This window comes from Cellulomonas sp. APG4 (assembly GCF_009996735.1).
Classification (GTDB): domain Bacteria; phylum Actinomycetota; class Actinomycetes; order Actinomycetales; family Cellulomonadaceae; genus Actinotalea.
Genome location: NZ_JAACYI010000022.1, coordinates 41,630 through 59,188 on the forward strand (window position 1 = coordinate 41,630; position 17,559 = coordinate 59,188).

22 protein-coding genes are annotated in these 17,559 nt (G+C 74.3%); 15 read left to right on the top strand and 7 right to left on the bottom strand.

Annotated elements, in window-relative coordinates; translation table 11 throughout:
• The first annotated feature begins 7 nt into the window (after positions 1-7).
• Positions 8-772, top strand: coding sequence for a 5'/3'-nucleotidase SurE (surE, locus tag GXB85_RS14650; RefSeq protein ID WP_161918400.1), 765 nt, complete (start codon positions 8-10; stop codon positions 770-772).
• Positions 773-775: 3 nt separating this feature from the next.
• On the opposite strand, the gene GXB85_RS14655 is transcribed toward surE, so the two are convergent.
• The gene (locus tag GXB85_RS14655; protein ID WP_161918401.1) at positions 776-2,161 is read right to left on the bottom strand and encodes an MFS transporter; all 1,386 of its coding nucleotides are present in this window, start codon (positions 2,159-2,161) and stop codon (positions 776-778) included.
• A 137-nt stretch (positions 2,162-2,298) separates the two neighbouring features.
• On the opposite strand from GXB85_RS14655, the gene GXB85_RS14660 reads away from it, so the two are divergent.
• The 4 genes from GXB85_RS14660 to GXB85_RS14675 are packed head-to-tail and all read left to right on the top strand — an operon-like array spanning position 2,299 to position 4,946.
• Entirely contained in the window at positions 2,299-3,198 is a 900-nt protein-coding gene (locus GXB85_RS14660; protein WP_161918402.1) for a hypothetical protein, read from the top strand.
• The gene (locus GXB85_RS14665; RefSeq protein ID WP_237728288.1) at positions 3,195-3,554 is read left to right on the top strand and encodes a GntR family transcriptional regulator; all 360 of its coding nucleotides are present in this window, start codon (positions 3,195-3,197) and stop codon (positions 3,552-3,554) included. Before GXB85_RS14660 ends, GXB85_RS14665 begins: the two co-directional genes overlap by 4 nt.
• Before the next feature lie 44 nt (positions 3,555-3,598).
• Complete coding sequence (locus tag GXB85_RS14670) at positions 3,599-4,288, top strand: hypothetical protein (RefSeq protein WP_161918403.1); 690 nt, start codon at positions 3,599-3,601, stop codon at positions 4,286-4,288.
• 55 nt (positions 4,289-4,343) lie between these two features.
• Positions 4,344-4,946 carry a hypothetical protein gene (locus tag GXB85_RS14675; RefSeq protein ID WP_161918404.1) on the top strand — a complete coding sequence of 201 codons (603 nt, stop codon included), beginning with the start codon at positions 4,344-4,346 and terminating at the stop codon, positions 4,944-4,946.
• Positions 4,947-5,099: 153 nt separating this feature from the next.
• Here the strand turns inward: GXB85_RS14675 and GXB85_RS14680 are convergent, their stop codons facing one another.
• Positions 5,100-5,486, bottom strand: coding sequence for a hypothetical protein (locus GXB85_RS14680; protein WP_161918405.1), 387 nt, complete (start codon positions 5,484-5,486; stop codon positions 5,100-5,102).
• Positions 5,487-5,539: 53 nt separating this feature from the next.
• On the bottom strand, positions 5,540-5,869 hold the full coding sequence (locus tag GXB85_RS14685) for a helix-turn-helix transcriptional regulator (RefSeq protein ID WP_202628013.1): 330 nt from the start codon (positions 5,867-5,869) through the stop codon (positions 5,540-5,542).
• A 16-nt stretch (positions 5,870-5,885) separates the two neighbouring features.
• On the opposite strand from GXB85_RS14685, the gene GXB85_RS14690 reads away from it, so the two are divergent.
• Together GXB85_RS14690 and GXB85_RS14695 are read left to right on the top strand one after the other, a co-directional pair.
• Positions 5,886-6,362 carry an SRPBCC domain-containing protein gene (locus GXB85_RS14690; protein ID WP_161918407.1) on the top strand — a complete coding sequence of 159 codons (477 nt, stop codon included), beginning with the start codon at positions 5,886-5,888 and terminating at the stop codon, positions 6,360-6,362.
• Between the two features lie 145 nt (positions 6,363-6,507).
• Entirely contained in the window at positions 6,508-7,068 is a 561-nt protein-coding gene (locus tag GXB85_RS14695; RefSeq protein ID WP_161918408.1) for a hypothetical protein, read from the top strand.
• Positions 7,069-7,138: 70 nt separating this feature from the next.
• Here GXB85_RS14695 and GXB85_RS14700 read toward each other — a convergent pair whose 3' ends face one another.
• The gene (locus GXB85_RS14700) at positions 7,139-7,543 is read right to left on the bottom strand and encodes a GNAT family N-acetyltransferase (RefSeq protein WP_161918409.1); all 405 of its coding nucleotides are present in this window, start codon (positions 7,541-7,543) and stop codon (positions 7,139-7,141) included.
• Between the two features lie 17 nt (positions 7,544-7,560).
• Entirely contained in the window at positions 7,561-8,292 is a 732-nt protein-coding gene (locus GXB85_RS14705) for a glutamine amidotransferase (RefSeq protein ID WP_161918410.1), read from the bottom strand.
• Between the two features lie 222 nt (positions 8,293-8,514).
• Between GXB85_RS14705 and GXB85_RS14710 the strand changes: the two genes are divergently transcribed.
• Positions 8,515-8,718, top strand: a complete 204-nt coding sequence (locus GXB85_RS14710) for a cold-shock protein (RefSeq protein WP_035059255.1) — start codon at positions 8,515-8,517, stop codon at positions 8,716-8,718.
• A gap of 104 nt (positions 8,719-8,822) precedes the next feature.
• On the opposite strand, the gene GXB85_RS14715 is transcribed toward GXB85_RS14710, so the two are convergent.
• Entirely contained in the window at positions 8,823-10,070 is a 1,248-nt protein-coding gene (locus GXB85_RS14715) for a sensor domain-containing diguanylate cyclase (RefSeq protein ID WP_161918411.1), read from the bottom strand.
• 136 nt (positions 10,071-10,206) lie between these two features.
• On the bottom strand, positions 10,207-10,386 hold the full coding sequence (locus GXB85_RS14720; protein WP_161918412.1) for a hypothetical protein: 180 nt from the start codon (positions 10,384-10,386) through the stop codon (positions 10,207-10,209).
• 180 nt (positions 10,387-10,566) lie between these two features.
• On the opposite strand from GXB85_RS14720, the gene GXB85_RS14725 reads away from it, so the two are divergent.
• The 7 genes from GXB85_RS14725 to GXB85_RS14755 form a co-directional block, all read left to right on the top strand.
• Positions 10,567-11,127 (top strand): RNA polymerase sigma factor, encoded by a 561-nt coding sequence (locus tag GXB85_RS14725; protein WP_161918413.1) that lies wholly within the window; start codon positions 10,567-10,569, stop codon positions 11,125-11,127.
• A gap of 30 nt (positions 11,128-11,157) precedes the next feature.
• Positions 11,158-12,588, top strand: coding sequence for a hypothetical protein (locus GXB85_RS14730; protein WP_161918414.1), 1,431 nt, complete (start codon positions 11,158-11,160; stop codon positions 12,586-12,588).
• 2 nt (positions 12,589-12,590) lie between these two features.
• Complete coding sequence (locus GXB85_RS14735; protein ID WP_161918415.1) at positions 12,591-12,806, top strand: hypothetical protein; 216 nt, start codon at positions 12,591-12,593, stop codon at positions 12,804-12,806.
• A 124-nt stretch (positions 12,807-12,930) separates the two neighbouring features.
• Positions 12,931-14,520: a chromosome partitioning protein gene (locus GXB85_RS17910; protein ID WP_202628014.1), complete on the top strand. Its 1,590-nt coding sequence runs from the start codon at positions 12,931-12,933 to the stop codon at positions 14,518-14,520.
• A gap of 143 nt (positions 14,521-14,663) precedes the next feature.
• A complete protein-coding gene (locus GXB85_RS14745) occupies positions 14,664-15,356 on the top strand; it encodes a PadR family transcriptional regulator (RefSeq protein WP_161918416.1) in 693 nt (230 codons plus the stop codon).
• 2 nt (positions 15,357-15,358) lie between these two features.
• A complete protein-coding gene (locus tag GXB85_RS14750; RefSeq protein ID WP_202628025.1) occupies positions 15,359-16,099 on the top strand; it encodes an ABC transporter ATP-binding protein in 741 nt (246 codons plus the stop codon).
• Positions 16,099-17,559 (top strand): ABC transporter permease (locus GXB85_RS14755; RefSeq protein WP_161918417.1); only part of this gene is annotated, 1,461 nt, incomplete at its 3' end. The genes GXB85_RS14750 and GXB85_RS14755, both read left to right, overlap by 1 nt.

A 17,559-nucleotide genomic window follows, 5' to 3' on the forward strand; every position in this document is an offset into this window, starting at 1 on the left:
AGGGGACGTGCACGCACTGATCACCAACGACGACGGCATCGAGTCGCGCGGTCTCGCGGTGCTCGCGCGCGTCGCGCTCGAGGCGGGCTACGAGGTGACGGTCGCGGCGCCGTGGCAGGAGTACTCGGGTGCGAGCGCGTCGCTGCTGGGGGTCGAGCGCGACGGCCGCCTGGTGGTCGAGGAGCAGCGCGCCCCCGACCTGCCCGACGGCGTGCGCTCGCTCGCGGTCCAGGCCTCGCCGGGCCTCATCTCGTTCCTCGCGGTGCACGACGCGTTCGGCCCCCGGCCCGACGTCGTCCTCTCGGGCGTCAACCGCGGGCCGAACACGGGGCACGCGGTGATCCACTCGGGCACGGTGGGCGCCGCGCTCTCGGCGATGACCCACGGCGTGCACGGCCTCGCGGTCTCGAACGTCTCGTCCGACCCGCAGCACTGGGACGCCGCCGCGCTGGTCGCGGCGCACGGCCTGCGCTGGCTCACCGGACGTCCGGCGACGGACGGCGTGCTCAACATCAACGTGCCGGACCTGCCTCCGCACGAGGTGCGCGGCGTGCGCCAGGCGCCGCTCGCGGACTTCGGTGCGGTGCAGGCCCAGGTCGAGGAGGACTCGGGCCGCTACACGGTCACGTACTCCGAGATCGACCCGACACAGGACGAGGAGTCCGACGCGGGCCTGCTCGCCGCGGGGTGGGCCACGATGACGCTCATCCAGGCCCCGGCGTTCGACGCCGCGGTCGAGCTCCCGGGCCTCGAGGGCCCGCTGCGCGCCTGAGCCTCACGCGCGCACGGTGACGCGCCCCGCGACCACGGCCGCGACCAGGGCGGACGCGGTCGCGACGCCGAGGGTCGCGAGGTAGGCGAGCGGCACCGCGACCGTGAGCAGCGCCGCGAACAGCGGCCCGCTCACGGCGAGGACGAGCGCGATCGAGAGCGCCTCGTTGACCTGGAGCGCCGACGACGCCGTGCCGTGCTCGGCCGGTGGGGCGAGCGAGAGCGTGAGCAGCGACAGCGTCGGGTAGGCCAGGCCCATGCCGAGCCCCGCGGCACCCCAGCCCACGAGGCTCACGGCCACCGGGATCGCCGGCACCAGGGCGACGGCGATCGCTGCGATGCCCACCGTCACGGCGAGCGCACCGAGGCGTAGCACCGTCGCGTCGTCCCAGCGGTCGTCGCTGCGGCCGCGCAGCCACGAGCCCGTGGACCAGAGCACGGCCGCGCCCGTGAGCGCGAGGCCGGCCTGGGCGGGGCTCAGCCCGCGCTCGGTGGTGAGCAGCAGCGGCAGGTAGACCTCGGCTCCGAAGAAGGCCGCGCCGATCAGGCCGCGCACCACGATCACGGCGGGGAGCCCGCGCGCGGCGCGGAAGGTCCCGCGGGGGAGCAGCCCGGGCACGCTCACGGCGAGCAGCCCGAGGCCTACGACGACGGCGCCCGCCGCGGTCACCCCGGTCTCCTGCCCGGCCCAGTGCAGCAGCAGCGCACCGGTGCCCGCGCCGACGGCGCGTACCAGGCGGGGGCGGTCCGGGACGCGCAGCACGCCGTCGTCGGCCGGGCCGGTCGCGCCGCGCAGCGCGTGCCGCACCGCGAGCAGCGCGGGGAGCGTGAGCACGGGGACGGACAGGAACACCCAGCGCCAGCCGAGGTGCTGCGCGACGAGGCCTGCGATCGCGGGGCCCACGACGGCCGGCAGCACCCACGCGGCGGCGAACGCGGCGAACACGCGCGGCCGCACCCGCACCGGGTACACGCGGGCGACCACCACGTAGAGGGCGACGATGAGCATGCCGCTGCCGAGGCCCTGCACCACGCGGCCCGCGACGAGCACGCCCATCTGCGGCGCGGCCCCCGCGACCAGCAGGCCCAGCACGAACAGGCCGACGCCCGTGAGCAGGGGTCTCGCGGGGCCGCGGCGGTCCGCCCACGAGCCCGCGCCCACCATGCCGACGATGCTCGAGGCCATGGGGCCGGCGAAGGCCATCGCGTAGAGCGAGATGCCGCCGAGCGCGTTGACCACGGTGGGCATGGTGGTGGTCACGGCGAGCGACTCGAACGCGCTGAGCGCGATGAGGGCGACCATGCCGAGGGTCGTGGCGCGGTAGCGCGCGACGAAGGGCGACGTGCTCGCCCCGCCGGCGGGTGGGGCGAGGTCGGGTGCGGTGGTCATCGTGCTCCTGGGGTCGTGCGCAGACTCCCAGACCAACCCCGACGTCGTCGCCCGGATTCCGCCTCCGATTGTTTGTCGCAAGACTGTGCTGCTACGTTGAGACAAGCAAGGCACAAACTTCGAGTCGGGAGCTTCTCGTGACGTTCGTCCTCATCGCCTCGGCGGCGATCAGCCTCCTCGCCGTCGGCGTGATCGGCTGGTACAGCCGTCCCGCCGGGCGCACCCGGGCCGCGCACCATGTCGCGCGTACGGTCGACCTGGGCCTCGACCCGGATGTCGAGCGGTCCGTCGCCGCCCGGCTCTCGCGGCGCGAGGTGATGGGCGGCGTCGGTGGCCTCGTGACCATGTGGGGGACCGTGGGCCTGCTCGCCGCGACCACGGACGTGCTGGAGGCCGCGTTCGCGCCGCTGCTCGTCGCGGTCGGCTACCTGCTGGGTCACGCCGTCGGGTACGGGGTGGTCGCGTGGGACGAGAGCCGCCGTCCCGCGGCCGCGGGCCCGCGCATCGCTCGGGCGTCGAGCCCGGGGCACGGTGACTACGTCGCGCGCCACGAGCGTTGGGGCGCCTGGGCCGCGGCCGGCGTCGCGACCCTCGTGGCGGCCGGCTTCGTGGTGCTGGACCTGGTGCTCGGGGTTCCCGAGATGCCCTGGCCCCTCGTCGTCGCGACCGCCGTGCTGCCGTGGCTCGCGATCGGGCTCGACGAGGCGCTGGCCCGCCGCCTGCTCGACCGTCGTCAGGTGGCCTCGACCACGCTCGAGCTCGCCTGGGACGACGCGATGCGTGCGCGCACGCTGCGCGACATGGTGACGGTGCCCCTCGTGCTCGGCCTCTACCTGCCCCTCGTGCTGACCGGCGTGATCGCCGACGCGAGCGAGGGTGGTTGGCCCGCGAACCCGATGGTCGGCATCACGTCCGGGGTGTTCCTCGGCGTCCTCGGCGGCGCGTGCCTGATGGGGGCGATCAGCATGGCCCTGACGCCGCAGCGGCACTTCCGCACGCGCCTGTGGCCGCGGCCGGTCGAGCAGGTGGCCCGATGATGCTGCTCCAGGTGGACCCGGCGTCGCACGTGCCTCCGTTCGAGCAGGTGCGCGCCCAGATCGAGGCTCTGTGCGAGCGCGGCGAGCTCGAGCCCGGCCACCGGCTGCCCACGGTGCGCCGCCTCGCGGACGACCTGGGGCTCGCGGTCAACACCGTCGCGCGCGCCTACCGCGAGCTCGAGCAGGCCGGCGTGGTCGAGACCCGCGGCCGGCACGGCACGTTCGTCGCGATGCGCGGCGCCGACGTCGAGCGTGAGGGCCGGGTCGCGGCGGTGGCCTTCGCGCGACGCGCGCGTGAGCTGGGGCTCGGCGCCGAGCAGGCCCTCGTGCTGGTGCGCGAGGCCCTGCTGGGCTGAGGTCGTGCCCGGCGCCCCGGGTTCCGTGACACGGGTCGTTGCGGATGCAGGCAGCCAGGGAGCCGAGCTCGGAGTGGGCGCCTCATATGATCAACGGCGCGACGACCGCCGCGCGGCTGGCGAGAAGCTGGACCGAGAAGGCTGAGAGCGAGAAGCTGAGAAGGAGAAGCGTGCGCTACTCCAGGCTCGTGAGCGCCCGGTCGGGGGCTGCTGTGACGCTCCTCTTCCCTGCCTTCGTCGGCGTCATCCTTGTCACGTTCCTCGGCGCAGTGCCGTGGGTTCTCCAGAATCCTGATCAGGCGCGCGCGTATGCCGACCCAAGTGCCAAGGCGGTCTTCGTGGTCGTGGGAGCGCTGTGCGCTCTTGCGTTCCTGACCTTCGCCGGGGTCCAGATTGCAGTCGGTCTCGGCCTGCTCGCGAGCCTCTACGGACGGCGAGACCCGGGCGGGCAGGTCGTGCTGGCCAGTCCCTGGGGTCTCCTGGGCCACCCGCGGCAATGCGTCACGCTTGAGCCTGGGGACCTCGCCGTTCGACTGGTCGCCGACCCGCCCGCACTACCGGTCTACAGCTACGGCGTCCAGCGCTTGTACCTCGCCCAAGGCTCGACGACCCTTCACATCGTGAGCTTCGTCAAGTACAGCGCCGCAAGCCGCGCCCGTCTCGTCGACTGGCTCACCGCCCAAGGGATCACCCCGCACTTCGAGGGCGACCAAGACGTCCTGCCTGCTCGATAGGCGTGCGCTTCGGTCATCCTGGCGGGGAGAGGCGATTCAGTCTGGAGTTGATCCCATGGGCAGAGTCAGAAAGCGTTCGGGGCCGATCAGTGCCACCGAGCTTATGGACGAACTAGGCAAGGACGAGGGGTACCAGGAGAAGAGGGCTGTCTTCGAAGCGGAGCTCCGAGAGCGAACCGAGGTGCTTCGGGTGGCGGAACAGCCGATCGTCGCTGACCTACGGGCTGCCGGAATCGACGTCGAATCCGTGTGGGATCTGGTGAACACCTCGGAGCCTTACCCGGCCGCCCTCCCAGTGCTGTTGCGGCATCTTGAGCGAGGTGGCTATCCGGACCGCGTCATGGAGAGCATGGGGCGGGCGCTGGCCGTGAAGCCGACGGTCACACTTTGGGACCGGCTGAAGGCGCTCTACCTGGCGCCGAGGAGCGCGGGTGAGCAGGAAGGCGCCGCCGTAGCGCTGGCCGCGAGCGCCACCGATGCTCAGATCGGCGACTTGATCGCGTTCTTGTCGATGGAGGAACGCGGAGCGTCGCGCGTCTACTTCGTTCGTCCGATCCTCGCTCTAGGGGGCGATCGAGGGCGGCAGGTACTGGAGGGGCTGCGGGGCGACCCGGCATTGGGGAAGGAGGCTTCCGCGCTCCTCTCGGGTCGGAAGTAGTCGCGATCGCTCGCTCGAGAGCCGGCGGGTCGAGACGGTCAGCCTCGCAGTCTTGCAGGCATCGGTCGCTTGGGACTTGCTGCGGGCGGCATCCGTGAGCACCGATGGTGGTTGGCGCCGGCCGTATGGGCTGGGCAGGGTCGCGGAGGGTGCTCACGCCCCGAGCAATGTCCAGCCGAACGGCCTGACGTCGAGTCCGACGAAGCGCGTCGCCGACGGCTCAGACGCGGTCCAGTCCACCCCGTGACGCGCGGCCAGGTAGGCCGGCAGCGTGGAGGGCAGGGCGGCGAGTGGTGGCATGCCGGCGGCGATGGCGGGAGCGAGCTCGGGCCAGTCCTCGGGAAACCGGCGCGCGTCGTCGAGGGCTTCACGCGCGAACTGCTCGTAGGTCGGCTCGAAGGCCGCGACCAGGTGGTCGACGGGTATGTGCAGGCGGTACGGCAGCACCGCCCAGCCGGGCACGTCGTCGCCGAAGTTCATCGGGCCGCGCCGTACCAGCGCGCCCAGGCCCACGGGCTCACCGCCGACGGTCACGATCACGGGGGAAGTCTGGCGCAGGGCGCGTTGCCCCGGGTGGGGCGTCTCGGGGGTGATCAGGTGGCGTCGAGGCGACCGAGCAGGTCGACCGCGGCGCGCATGTAGTCGCTGATCCAGCGCTCGTAGATGCGCTGGATCGGCATGGGCGCGAGGGAGAGGTGGCGCTCGCGGCCCACCTTGCGGCCGGTGACCAGGCCCGCACGCTCGAGCACGCGCAGGTGCTGGAGCACGGTGGTGCGGTCGAGGTCCGGCAGGGCAGCGCACAACGAGCCCGTGGTCTGCGTCGACTCCTTGAGCTGGTCCAGCATGCGCCGCCGCACGGGGGAGGCGAGAGCCTTGAAGACGAGGTCGTCGTCCTCTGTGCTCTTGTCGCCTGCCTCTGACATGTTGTAAGAATACAACATGTCAACCAGCGAAGCACTCACCGAGCTGTCCTTCACCGTCTCCGGGCGCGTCGCGCGCCCCTGCGCCCAGGTCTACGAGGCCATCGCCGATCCCGAGCAGCTCTCCCGCTACTTCACGACCGGCGGGGCCCGGGGTCGCCTCGAGGGCGGCACCGAGGTCACCTGGGAGTTCGCCGACTTCCCAGGTCCGTTCCCAGTCGCCGTGCTCGAGGCTGAGCCGCCCCGCCGCATCGTCATCGAGTGGGACAGCGAGCACACCGCCACGGGGAGCGGGTACACGCGCGTCGTCTTCGAGCTCGAGCCGATCGACGACGACACTCGCACCCTCGTGACCATCACCGAGACCGCGTGGCAGCCCACCATCGAAGGCGCCCGCGCCGCATTCGGCAACTGCGAGGGCTGGACGAGCATGCTCAGCGCCCTCAAGGCATGGGTCGAGCACGGCATCAACCTCCGCGAGGGCTTCTACCGCTGAGCTGGCGCCGAGCCCGGGCGTGGCACGTGTCTGCGCTGCGGAACGGGGGCGATTCGTCCCACATGGCGACGCGGGGCGTCCCCGATCTCGCGTCCAGGAAGGTCGCGTCGTCAAGGTGGGGCGCGAAGGTGTCGATGGGCCCGCCATGGGCCTTCGCTCTTCTCTCGGTCAGCGACTCGAGAACCGGTGGTACCTCCGAAGCGCCGTCGCGCGCGGCCTGCCGGCCCTCGGATCGGAGCTCGACCACACGGTCGTCGTGCCGACCGGGAGGGACGGGCGCCCGGGGTACCGAATCCGTGCGACCGCGCCATCGAGCGGCCTTCGTGAGCCCTCCACCGGGCAGTCGACGAGCGACTTCCTGCTGAAGTACTCCGCTCGCGGTCATCTGGTCGGGACCTGCTGGGGGAGATCCGACGCCCTCGGCCTGCAGGCGCGTGCCGCCCGAGCTGTCCAGCACGTCACCGGGCAGCACCACGGGGCGACCTGCATCCAGATCCCCGAGGACACGCGGATCGCAGGTGAGTCCGCCGTCGCGTACACCGTGGTCGTGGGTGTCGTCCGGGTGACCGACTGGCTCTTCGACCACGGAGGCTGGGCCTTCACGATCGGCAGGTTCCACGACCCGGACGACGGCGACGCGGTCCTAGCGACAGCCGACCGCATGCTCGCGAGTTGGGAGTGGCTCGACGGGAGTGCATCGCGCTAGACGAGGGCTCGAGTAGGGCGGTCCTGGGGCATCGCACACCATTGCCGTACTCAGCCTTTGAGCGGCTTCTTCAGGTAGTTGGCCCTCGGCCGGTAGCCGAGGGTCTCGTAGAAGGGTTGCGCGCGGCTCGTGGCGAGGGTGACCTGCCGGGCGCCTCGGCGCGCGGCCCACACTCCTCGGCAGCGTGCATCAGTGCCGTTCCGATGCCGCGCCCGCGCGCCGACTCGTCGACGACCAGCTCACCGACCCACACCTCGGGACCGTTGGCGATGAGGGTCGGGCGGAGCGACGCGATGAGGTAGCCCGCCGGTGTACCACCGTCGTCCGCGATCAGTACGAATGACGAGCCGTCCGCGAGCAGGGCGTGGAAGGACGGGTCGAACGCCGCACGTTCAGGGACGTGGGAGATCGCGAGCTGCCCGAGCAGGTGCCACACGTCCTCGCGGTCGCCCGGCTCGGCCGGTCGCAGCCGCACGCGATCCGCGTCCACCGTCAGCGCGCGTAGATGCGGACGAAGTTGGCGAGGATGCGGGGCGGCTGGTCCACCACCGCGCCGCTGACCTCGTCGATCACGCGGCCCAGCTCGTGCGGCGGGAAGTAGCCCGCGTGCCGGTAGATCTCGACGCGCGCGACGATGCCGGGCACGTCGAGCTCGGGGTGGAACTGGGTCGCGTAGAGGTTGCGGCCCACCCGGAACGCCTGGACCGGGCACGCGGGGGAGGAGGCGAGCACGACGGCGCCGTCGGGCGGGGTGCGGATCGCCTCCTTGTGGCCCACGAACGCGTCGAAGGTCGACGGCAGGCCGTCGAACAGCGGGTCGGCGCGGCCCTCGTCGCTCAGCGTGATCGGGACGGCGCCCACGGGTTCGCCGTAGGTGCGGTCCACGACGCCACCGGTGCGCACGCCCAGCGTGCCGACGCCGTAGCACGCGCCGAGGAAGGGGAAGTCCCGCGCGACGACGTCGTCGAGCAGGCTCGCGAGCTCACGTTCCACGCGGTGCTGCACCGCGCTCTTCTCGTGGTCCGGATCGCTCGTGTTGAACGGGCTGCCGCCGACGATGATCCCGGAGTAGTCGTCGAGGTCCACGGCCGGCATGGGGCCGGCCTCGAGGCGGATGCGGTGGAGCTCGTGCTCCTCGAGCCCGGCGAAGCGGCGGATCGCGTCGAACTCGCCCTGCGCCGCGGCGTCGTCGGACCGCGTCGCCAGCAGCAGGAACGGCTTCACGGCGTGACCTTAGCCCGCCGTCGAGCCTCGTTCGCACCGAGGGCTAGCGTGCGGACGCGCGTGTGCCGTAGTGTGACGAACGAAGTTGCTGTGCTTGCACGTCTCGAGTGCGCCCCGGCCGCTGGCCAGGCGCACTTTTCCTTATCAGGAAGCGGACGACGAACACCGCGATTGACTGCGGTCCCGACAAGCGGGGCCGTCCGACTCCTGAAGGAGACCGCCATGGCTACTGGCACCGTGAAGTGGTTCAACGCCGAGAAGGGCTTCGGCTTCATCGCCCCCGACGACGGCGGCGCCGACGTCTTCGCCCACTACTCGGCGATCAACTCGAGCGGCTACCGCTCGCTCGAGGAGAACCAGAAGGTCGAGTTCGAGGTCAACCAGGGCCCCAAGGGCCCGCAGGCCGCGAACATCACGCCTCTCTGATCCTCGGTCGCCCGCGAGCACCGCTCGCCGACTGACTCACCGAACGCCCCGGTCCTCGTGACCGGGGCGTTCGTGCGTCCCGGGCCGGGAGAGGGGGGCGGGCGTCAGCTGCCGCGCTGTGCCCGACGGCGCCGCTTGACCCGGTACATCGCCGCGTCCGCCCGCGCGACCACGGCCGCGACGTCCTCGTCGCCGTCGGCCAGCACCCAGCCCACGCTCGCGCCGCACGTCACCCGCACGCCCTCGACGAGCATCGGCTCGCCCAGCGCGTCCTCGATGCGTGACGCGACCGTCGAGGCGTCGTCGGCCGGCGTCTCGAGCGCCACCACGAACTCGTCGCCACCCAGCCGCGCCACGACGTCGGCGTCGCGCAGGCTCGCCCGCAGCCGCTCCGCCACCTCCACCAGCACCAGGTCGCCGAACGCGTGCCCGTGCGTGTCGTTGACCGGCTTGAAGTGGTCCAGGTCCAGGTAGGCGACCACCAGCGGCTCGCCCGAGCGGCGCACCCGCGCGAGCGCCGCGCCCAGCAGCACCTCGAGCATCCGGCGGTTCGCGAGCCCCGTGAGCGGGTCGTGCAGCGCGAGCTCGGCCATCTCCGCCTGGAGCGCGCGCATCTCCGTGACGTCGCGGCCCACGCCCTGCAGGCCGTCCTCGAGCTGCGCGAGCCGCATCTCGAGCACCACCCAGTCGCCGTCGGGCCTGCGCACGCGCAGGTCGAAGCGGTCCGGTACCTCGCCGCCGTCGAGCGCTTCACGCAGCAGGGCGCGACCGTCCTCGTCGGTCAGGGCGAGCAGGGGGCCCAGGTGACCCAGGAACCGCTCGGCCGGCCAGCCCGTGAGGGTCTCGACCGACGGGCTGAGGTACGTCAGCTCAGCCCGAGGGGCGCGCTGGACGTGCCAGACGAGGTCCGCCGAGTGGTCGGCGAGCGCCCGGAACCGGGCCTCGCTCTGGGCCAGCAGCCGCTCCGTCGTGTGCCGCTCGCTCACGTCCCGCCCCACGGACAGCACCTGGCCACGCCCGTCGGGGCCCTCGAGGTACCGGTCCGTCCACTCGAGCCACACGTCGGGGACCCGCAGGGAGGGGCGGGCCGTCGGGTCGTAGAGCTGGGGTGTCGCCGGTCCCAGGCGCTCGACCTGGCGGCGCGCCCACACCATCTCCTCGGGGAGCAACAGATCGCTCAGGGACTGGCCCACGAGCTCCGCAGCCGCGCGACCGTGCTGCCCGGCCCAGGCGCGGTTGCAGTAGAGCACCGTCAGGTCGTCGGCACGGAACCGCACCACCCACTCGGTCAGCAGGTCGAGGGTCTCGTCGAGGAACGCACCCCGCTCCGCCGCAGCGTCGCCGAGGTCCACGCGCGGCTCCTTCCGTGCCCCCGTCGAGGCACGCCCGGGTGGGGGATCCCGACCGTGCTCTTCTCCTCATCGTCCGCCCGCACCCGTGAGTGAGGGTACGGCGTGGTGATCCACGTCGCAGGCGGACGAGCGGGGCTCAGGGGTTGAGGTAGCTGCCCGGGTCGTCGTCCGTCGGGTTCGGCTCGGCTGGCATCGAGCGCAGCTGGTACGGGTCGGCCTCGCCGCCCGGCTCCTCCTGCTCGGCCTCGCGCACCTCGTCGACGGACTCGTCCGTCACGGCGTCGGGCTCGTCCGGGGGCGGGGTGGTCTCGCTCATCACGGTGCCTCTCGTCCGGGGTCGCGGGGATGGTCGCGACGCCTCCGACGCTAGGACGACGACGCGCCCGGCGCACCCGCACGAGATCACCCGGCGACGTCTGCGCGCGTCGCGTGCAAGAAGCGGGCGGGGCACGACACAGTGCCGGTAGGTGGCCGAACGAGGCGGGGGAGCCGAGCTTTGCGTGACGACGCGTGGTTCGACGAGCTGTTCCGCCTGCACGCGACCGCCGTGCACCGCTACTTCGCGCGCCGCGCCCCCGCCGCCGACGTGCAGGACCTCGCGGCCGACGTGCTCGCCACCGCCTGGCGCCGGCGCGACGACGTGCCCGACGGCGCCGAGCTGCCGTGGCTCTACCGGACCGCGGGGTTCGTGCTCGCCAACCACCGGCGCAAGGGACGGCCCACGCCTGTCGAGCACCTGCCCGACGTCGCCGACGACACCGACCCGGCCGACCTCGCCGTGGCCGACGACGAGGTGCGGCGCGCGCTCGCACGGCTCTCGGCCCGCGACCGGCAGGTGCTGCTCCTCAACGCCTGGGAGGGCCTCGACGGGCAGCAGCTCGCCGAGGTGCTCGGCATCAGCCGGGGTGGCGCCGACGCGGCCCTGTCCCGCGCCCGGGCCCGGTTGCGTGCGGCCTGGGCGGACGACGACGCCGACGACGCTGCGGCCGACGACGGCCCGGCGGGTCGTCCGGGCACGGGTGCAAGCGCGACCCCGCCCACGACACAGGCTCGGTGACGTGAACCACCGCAGCCCCAGGAGGTCGCCGTGAGCAGCAGCTCTCCCGTCCCGCCGGACGCGGACCTCGCACGCCTGCGCGCGGCCGACCCTGCCGCCGGCACCGAGGTGGACCTCGCCGCACTGCGCGCGGCCGTCGACGCCCGCCGCGCCGCGCCCGACGGCGCCACGCCTGGCGGTGCCGCAGCAGAGAGCGCGCCCGACGGGACGTCGTCGGGCAGTGCCGGAGCCTCGGGCGGGACCGACGAGCTCGCACGGGCACGCGCACGTCGTCTGCAGTGGCCCGCGCGCGTCGCCGTCGCCGCTGCGGCCGCCCTGGTGGTGGGCGTCGGGGGCGGCTACGCGCTCGGTGCCGCGGGCGGCGGATCCGACTACTACTCGGTCGCCGACGCGGCCGATGCCGGAGCCTCGGAGGAGTCGGCGTCGGGCGCGGCCGAGGGCGGCGCGGGCCCTGAGGGCATGATCGAAGGTCCTCGCGCGGGTACCGCGGGTGCCGCGGGCGACGCGGCCCTCTGGGCACCCGGCGGCCGCACCGTCTTCACGGGCGCGTCGCTCGGGAACGCCACCGCGAGCGCGACGGCCTGGGCGCTCGACGCGCCCGCGGCCTTCACCGAGGACCGCGTGACCCAGGTGGCCACGGCCCTCGGGCTCGAGGACGTGCGCCTCGAGGACGGCGTGTGGCGCGCCGGCGGCGAGCCCGGGCAGGGGCCCGTGCTCGACGTGCAGCCCGACGGCCTCACGAGCACCAGCTTCTACGACCCCGCGACCGACCCGTGGGCGTGCGGCGCCGACGAGCTCACCGACGACGGCGCGTGCGCCGAACGCGACCTGGGCCCCGCCCCCGCGCCCGCACAGGCGGAGGCCGACACCGTCGAGCTGCTGACGGCGATCGGTCTGACGGCCGCGGACCTCGCGGTGACCTCCGAGTCGCCCGACGGCGTCTGGGTGCACGTGACCGCCGAGATCCAGGTGGACGGCCGGCCGAGCGGGCTGCAGTGGTCGGCCACCTGGACCGGCGGGGGCCTCCAGTCGCTCTACGGCCCCCTCGCCCCGCTCACCGAGCTCGGCGAGTACGACGTCGTGAGCCCGGCCGAGGCCGTCGAGCGCCTGAGCGACCCGCGGTTCGGTGCCGACGGCGGCATGGCGATCCCCTACGCGGCGGCACGGGGCGCCGAGGCGGACGCGGTCGCGCCGTCGATCGAGCCCGACGCGCCCACGGGGCTCGTGCTGCCCGAGCGGCCGTCGGGCGAGCCACCCACCCCGCTCGCACCCGGTGCCGCCGTGCCGTGGCCCGTCACCACCGTCGAGCTGGTCGGCGCGCGTCTGGTGCTCGCGGTGCACCACGGCAGCGACGGCGCCGCGGCCCTGCTGCCCACGTACGAGCTCGCGGACGCCGCGGGGTCCACGTGGCGGGTCCTCGCGCTCGACGAGCAGCACCTCGACCTGAGCGGCGGGCGGTGACCATGGCGACCGAGGCACGCGGGCCGGCCCGGACGCCGGCGTCGGACGCGGCCCTGACGCCCGACGGCGCCGCGGCAGCGCTCGCCGCCGAACGTCCTGTCGACCGCCTCGACCGCGAGCTGCGACGCATGGCCCTGCTGCACCGGCGTGCCGTGCGCCGCGCCGCCGGGCGCCCGGCACGCGCGCCCGGTCGGATCGTGCCGGCCTCCTCCCGCTGATCCGGGCCGCGACCTGCGGCGCCGTACCGTGCGTTCACCCGTACGGCGCACTAGGTTCGGTCCCGACGACGTCGCGAGGGCGTGGTCGAGCGCACCGCGGCCTCCGCGGTGGAGGAGGGTGGCCGTGGACGAGCGCGACGAGCCGGGCGACGGGGCCGCGACGGCCCCGGGTGCTGCGCCCGACGACGCACGTCCACTGACGCGCCGCGAGCTGCGTGCGCTCGAGGAGGCCCGCCGCCGCGAGGCGGAGGAGCAGCCCGCCCCGTCCGACTCAGCCCCGTCCGACGCACCTCCTGGCGCCGTCGGCCCCGAGGCCGGGGCGCCCGACGCCGACGCCGTCGGGCCGGACGAGCTCGAAGGTGTCCCGGTGGACGTGACCGCCCAGATCCCGCGGGTACTCACCGAGGACGACGCGGACGCCGACGACGTGCGGTGGGAGGGCCCCTTCCCGCCCGTGGGTCACGTGCCTCCGGCCGCCTCGCGCTGGCCCGCGCCACCGCTCAGCGAGCTCGCGCAAGGGCCGCCGCCCCCGCCCGCGCCGCCACCCGTCGTCGCCGCACCGCCGGAGCCGAAGGAGGACGACGTGGAGGAGCCGTCGACGCCTGCGCCCGCAGACCTCGCGTCCGGCTCGACCCCGCCGGTCAGCGAGGAGACGGACGACGAGCCCGAGGGCCCGGTCCCCGTGGGCTGGGACCACGGGATCGGCGACGGCGCCGCGGTGCCCGTCCCACCCGTCACCGAGGTCCCGCACGCGGAGCCGCGCGACGACGCGGACGAGGAAGGCCTGCCCACGCTCGACGACCTGCTCGCCGGACGTCCCGCGCCGGCGACGGGCCCGGCGGAGATGGGCTGGCAGGCGACCGTGCGCAGGCTCACGGGCGGTCTGGTGTCGCCGCGACCGGGCCCCGCCGAGCGGCGCCACCGCGACGACGTCGCCTCGGTGCAGCGCACCCTCGACGGGCCGCGCACCGTCGTCGTGATCAACCCCAAGGGCGGGGCGCAGAAGACCACGGCGACGCTGCTCATCGCGGCGACCTTCGGCATGCACCGCGGCGGCTACACGCTCGCGTGGGACAACAACGAGACGCGCGGCACGCTCGGCTGGCGCTCGCACCCCGCGCCCCACCACAGCACCGCCGTCGACCTGCTCCAGGACCTCGGCCGCTTCGACGAGGACCGCGCACGCGTCGGTGACCTCGACAGCTACGTGCGGGCCCAGGGCTCCGCGCAGTTCGACGTGCTGGCCTCGGACGAGGACGCCGCGTCGGCCGCGTCCATCGACGCGTACGCGTTCCGTTCGCTGCACCGCACGCTCGCGCGGTTCTACCGCGTGATGGTGATCGACACGGGCAACAACATGCGTGCGTCGAACTGGCAGGCGGCGCTCGAGGCCGCGGACCAGGTGGTGATCGTCTCGACGGTGCGTGAGGACACGTCGCAGTCCGCGGCGTGGGCCGTCGACGCGATGCGCGCGACCGGGCACGCGGACGCCGTCGAGCGGGCCGTCACGGTGCTGTCCTCACCCGCCCCTCGGCGCGACGAGGCCCTGGCCGCACGGTTGCACGAGCACTTCGGCCGGTTGACCCGCACGGTGCTGGACGTGCCCTACGACCCGGCGCTCGTGGCGGGCGGGCCGATCGACTACGACGCCCTCTCGCGGGAGAGCCGCGAGGCGTGGCTGCGCGTGACCGCCGCCGTCGCCGACGGCCTGTGACCAGCGCGCCGCCGTCCGGGTGATGCCGCGCCGCGACGCGCCGCGAGGCCGTTGACAGCGCGTGCTTACTCGGTAACCTTCCTGCTCAGGGGCGCGCATGCGCGGCATCAGGCCGACGCGCCCCCCGCAGACAGGGGGCGTTCGTGACAGTGCGGAACAGCCTGCTCGCGCTGCTCGCCGAGCAGCCGATGCACGGCTACCAGCTCAAGCAGGAGTTCGAGCGGCGCACGGGCGGCACCTGGCCGCTCAACATCGGGCAGGTCTACACGACCGTCCAGCGCCTCGTCCGTGACGGCCTCGTCGTACCGGTCCCGCAGGGGGAGACCGGTCCGGCCGAGGACGTCCCGGTCGAGCGCTTCCGCCTCACGCCCGACGGCGAGGCGGAGGCGGCGGGGTGGTGGTCGCGGCCCGTCGAGCGCGGCGCCCCCGCGCGCGACGAGCTCGCGATCAAGCTCGCGCTCGCGGTGACCGTGCCCGGGGTCGACGTCGCGGCGATGATCCAGGCCCAGCGCACCGAGACGCTGCGCTCGCTGCGCGACTACACCCGGCTCAAGGCCTCGGCCGCGCGTGCCGGCGCCGCCGAGGGCGCGGACCTCGCGTGGAGCCTCGTGCTCGACAACCTCGTGTTCGCGGCCGAGGCCGAGGTGCGCTGGCTCGACCACGTCGAGGCCCGGGTCGCCCGTGCGGCACGCGCCGGTGGCCTGCGCGCCAAGGCGTCGACGGACGCCACGGGTGCGAGCACGCCCTCCGAGGGCGCGACTGGCCCGCGGGCCACGGGCGACGCGTCCACGCACCACAGCACCGCGGCGCCGTCGGGCCGGCGGGGTGCGCCGTGAGCCTGGGCCCGGTGCTGCTGCGCCTCGCGGGCGTGGGCCGCACCCACGGCGAGGGCGACCTCGCCGTCCACGCGCTGCGCGACGTCGACCTCGAGGTGCGGGTGGGTGAGCTGGTCGCCGTCATGGGCCCCTCGGGGTCGGGAAAGTCGACGCTGCTCAACCTCGCGGGTGGGCTCGACACGCCGACCACCGGGACCGTCACGCTGGCGGGCACCGAGGTCGCGGGGATGGACGCCCGCGGCCGCGCCCGCCTGCGCCGGCGCAGCGTCGGCTACGTGTTCCAGGACTTCAACCTCGTCCCCGCGCTCACGGCCGCCGAGAACGTGGCCCTCCCGCGCGAGCTCGACGGGGTCGCGGCACGTGCCGCGCGCACCGAGGCCCTCGACGCGCTCACGGCGGTCGGTGTCGCCGAGGTCGCGGACAGGTTCCCGGACGAGCTCTCGGGCGGTCAGCGGCAGCGTGTCGCGATCGCGCGCGCCCTCGCCGGGCCGCGCCGCCTGGTGCTGGCCGACGAGCCCACGGGTGCGCTCGACTCCGTGACCGGGGAAGAGGTGATGCAGGTGCTGCGCGCACGCGTCGACGCCGGGGCCGCCGGCCTGCTCGTCACGCACGAGGCCCGCTTCGCGGCGTGGGCCGACCGCACGATCTTCCTGCGCGACGGCGTCGTCGTGGACACCACAGGCTTCGCACCCGGGCCCGACGAGCTGCTCGCCGGTTCCACCCGCACGGGTCGCGGGCGCTGATGCGCCGGCGCTGGGCGCAGGTCGCCGTCGCGGCCCGCATCGCGCGGCGTCAGGCGGCGCGGTCGCGCGGCCGTACGGCGCTCGTCGCCTCGATGGTGGGCCTGCCCGTCCTGGTGGCCTCGACGCTCGCCGTCCTGCTCGTCTCGGGTGTGCCCACCGAGGCGACGATGCTCCGGGTCGCGCTGGGCGACGAGCTCGAGGCGCGCGTCGAGCTGAGCTGTGCGGGGATCGCCGAGCAGGACGAGTACGGCAACGGCTCGTGCACGGTTCACGGCGCCATGCTGCGGACGGAGCAGCTGGAGCCCGACCTCGCAGCGGCGCTTCCTGCCGGGACGACGCTCGTGCACGAGGCGAGGGGTGAGGTCGAGGCCGAGGGCGCCGCGGGCCGCCGGCACCACCTGACGTACGTCGAGGTGGACGTGTCGGTCGCCGAGGTCGCGGACGTGTTCCGTCTCCACCAGGGTCGCCTTCCCCGCGCTGACGGCGAGGTCGCCCTGTCGCGGCGGGTGAGCGACGGCCTGGTGCCCGCCGTCGGCGACCGGCTGACCGTCCGCGTGGGTGACGCCTCCCGCGAGGTCACGGTGGTGGGCGTGCTCTCGTACGCCCACGAGGGCCCGGACGTCCTCGCGCTGCCCGGCGCGGGCCCGGTCGCGCTCGAGCCCGACCCGGTGCTCGGCGCGCCGGCGCGCTGGTACGTCGACAGCCCCGTCCCCGTGGACTGGGCCACCGTGCGTGACCTCAACCGGCTCGGTGTGACGGTGCTGAGCCGCGCCGTCGTGCTCGACCCACCTGATCCTGCGGAGATGACCACCGACCTCGAGAGTGGGTGGCTGGCGACGGACAGCCGTACGGCCGCGCTCACGGCCGCGGCCGTGGGCGCCGGGCTGCTCGAGGCCGTGCTCCTCATCGGTCCGGCATTCGCGGTGGGTGCGCGCCGCTCGGTGCGCGACCTCGCGCTGCTCGCCACGGTGGGTGCCGAGCGCAGGGACCTGCGGCGCGTGGTGCTCCTCGGTGCGGTGGTGATCGGTGGTGGCGCCTCCCTCGCAGGTGCGGTGGTGGGCGCGGCTCTCGGCCTGGGGGTGGCCTGGGTGGCCGGCGAGCGCTTCGGCACGTTCCCCAACCTGGTGGTGCCGTGGCCGTACCTCGCGGGCTTCGTGGTGCTGGGCGTCGTCGTCGCGACCGCGGCGGCGTGGTTGCCGGCGCGGCGCGCGAGCCGGGTCGACGTGGTCGCCGCGCTGGGCGGCCGCAGGGCCGAGCAGCACCCGCATCCGGCCGTGCCGGTGATCGGGGTGGTCGCCGTGCTGCTCGGCGGCATGCTCGCGGTCGCCGGTGCGATGGCGCGCTCGACGGCGTTGGCGCTCCTCGGCACGGCGCTGGGCGTGCTCGGCCTGGTCACCGCGTCGGGTGCCGTCGTCGCGCTCGTCGCGCGCCTCGCCCCGCGCTGCGGCGTCGCGACCCGG

Bases quoted from the DNA above. Each gene is read 5' to 3' on its own strand.
- GXB85_RS14735 (WP_161918415.1), top strand. From the start codon at position 12,591: ATGGCGACCGAGGCACGCGGGCCGGCCCGGACGCCGGCGTCGGACGCG.
- GXB85_RS14710 (WP_035059255.1), top strand. From the start codon at position 8,515: ATGGCTACTGGCACCGTGAAGTGGTTCAACGCCGAGAAGGGCTTCGGC.
- GXB85_RS14675 (WP_161918404.1), top strand. From the start codon at position 4,344: ATGGGCAGAGTCAGAAAGCGTTCGGGGCCGATCAGTGCCACCGAGCTT.
- GXB85_RS14695 (WP_161918408.1), top strand. From the start codon at position 6,508: ATGGGCCTTCGCTCTTCTCTCGGTCAGCGACTCGAGAACCGGTGGTAC.
- GXB85_RS14670 (WP_161918403.1), top strand. From the start codon at position 3,599: ATGCAGGCAGCCAGGGAGCCGAGCTCGGAGTGGGCGCCTCATATGATC.
- GXB85_RS14655 (WP_161918401.1), bottom strand. From the start codon at position 2,161: ATGACCACCGCACCCGACCTCGCCCCACCCGCCGGCGGGGCGAGCACG.
- GXB85_RS14720 (WP_161918412.1), bottom strand. From the start codon at position 10,386: ATGAGCGAGACCACCCCGCCCCCGGACGAGCCCGACGCCGTGACGGAC.
- GXB85_RS14685 (WP_202628013.1), bottom strand. From the start codon at position 5,869: ATGTCAGAGGCAGGCGACAAGAGCACAGAGGACGACGACCTCGTCTTC.
- GXB85_RS14690 (WP_161918407.1), top strand. From the start codon at position 5,886: ATGTCAACCAGCGAAGCACTCACCGAGCTGTCCTTCACCGTCTCCGGG.
- GXB85_RS14665 (WP_237728288.1), top strand. From the start codon at position 3,195: ATGATGCTGCTCCAGGTGGACCCGGCGTCGCACGTGCCTCCGTTCGAG.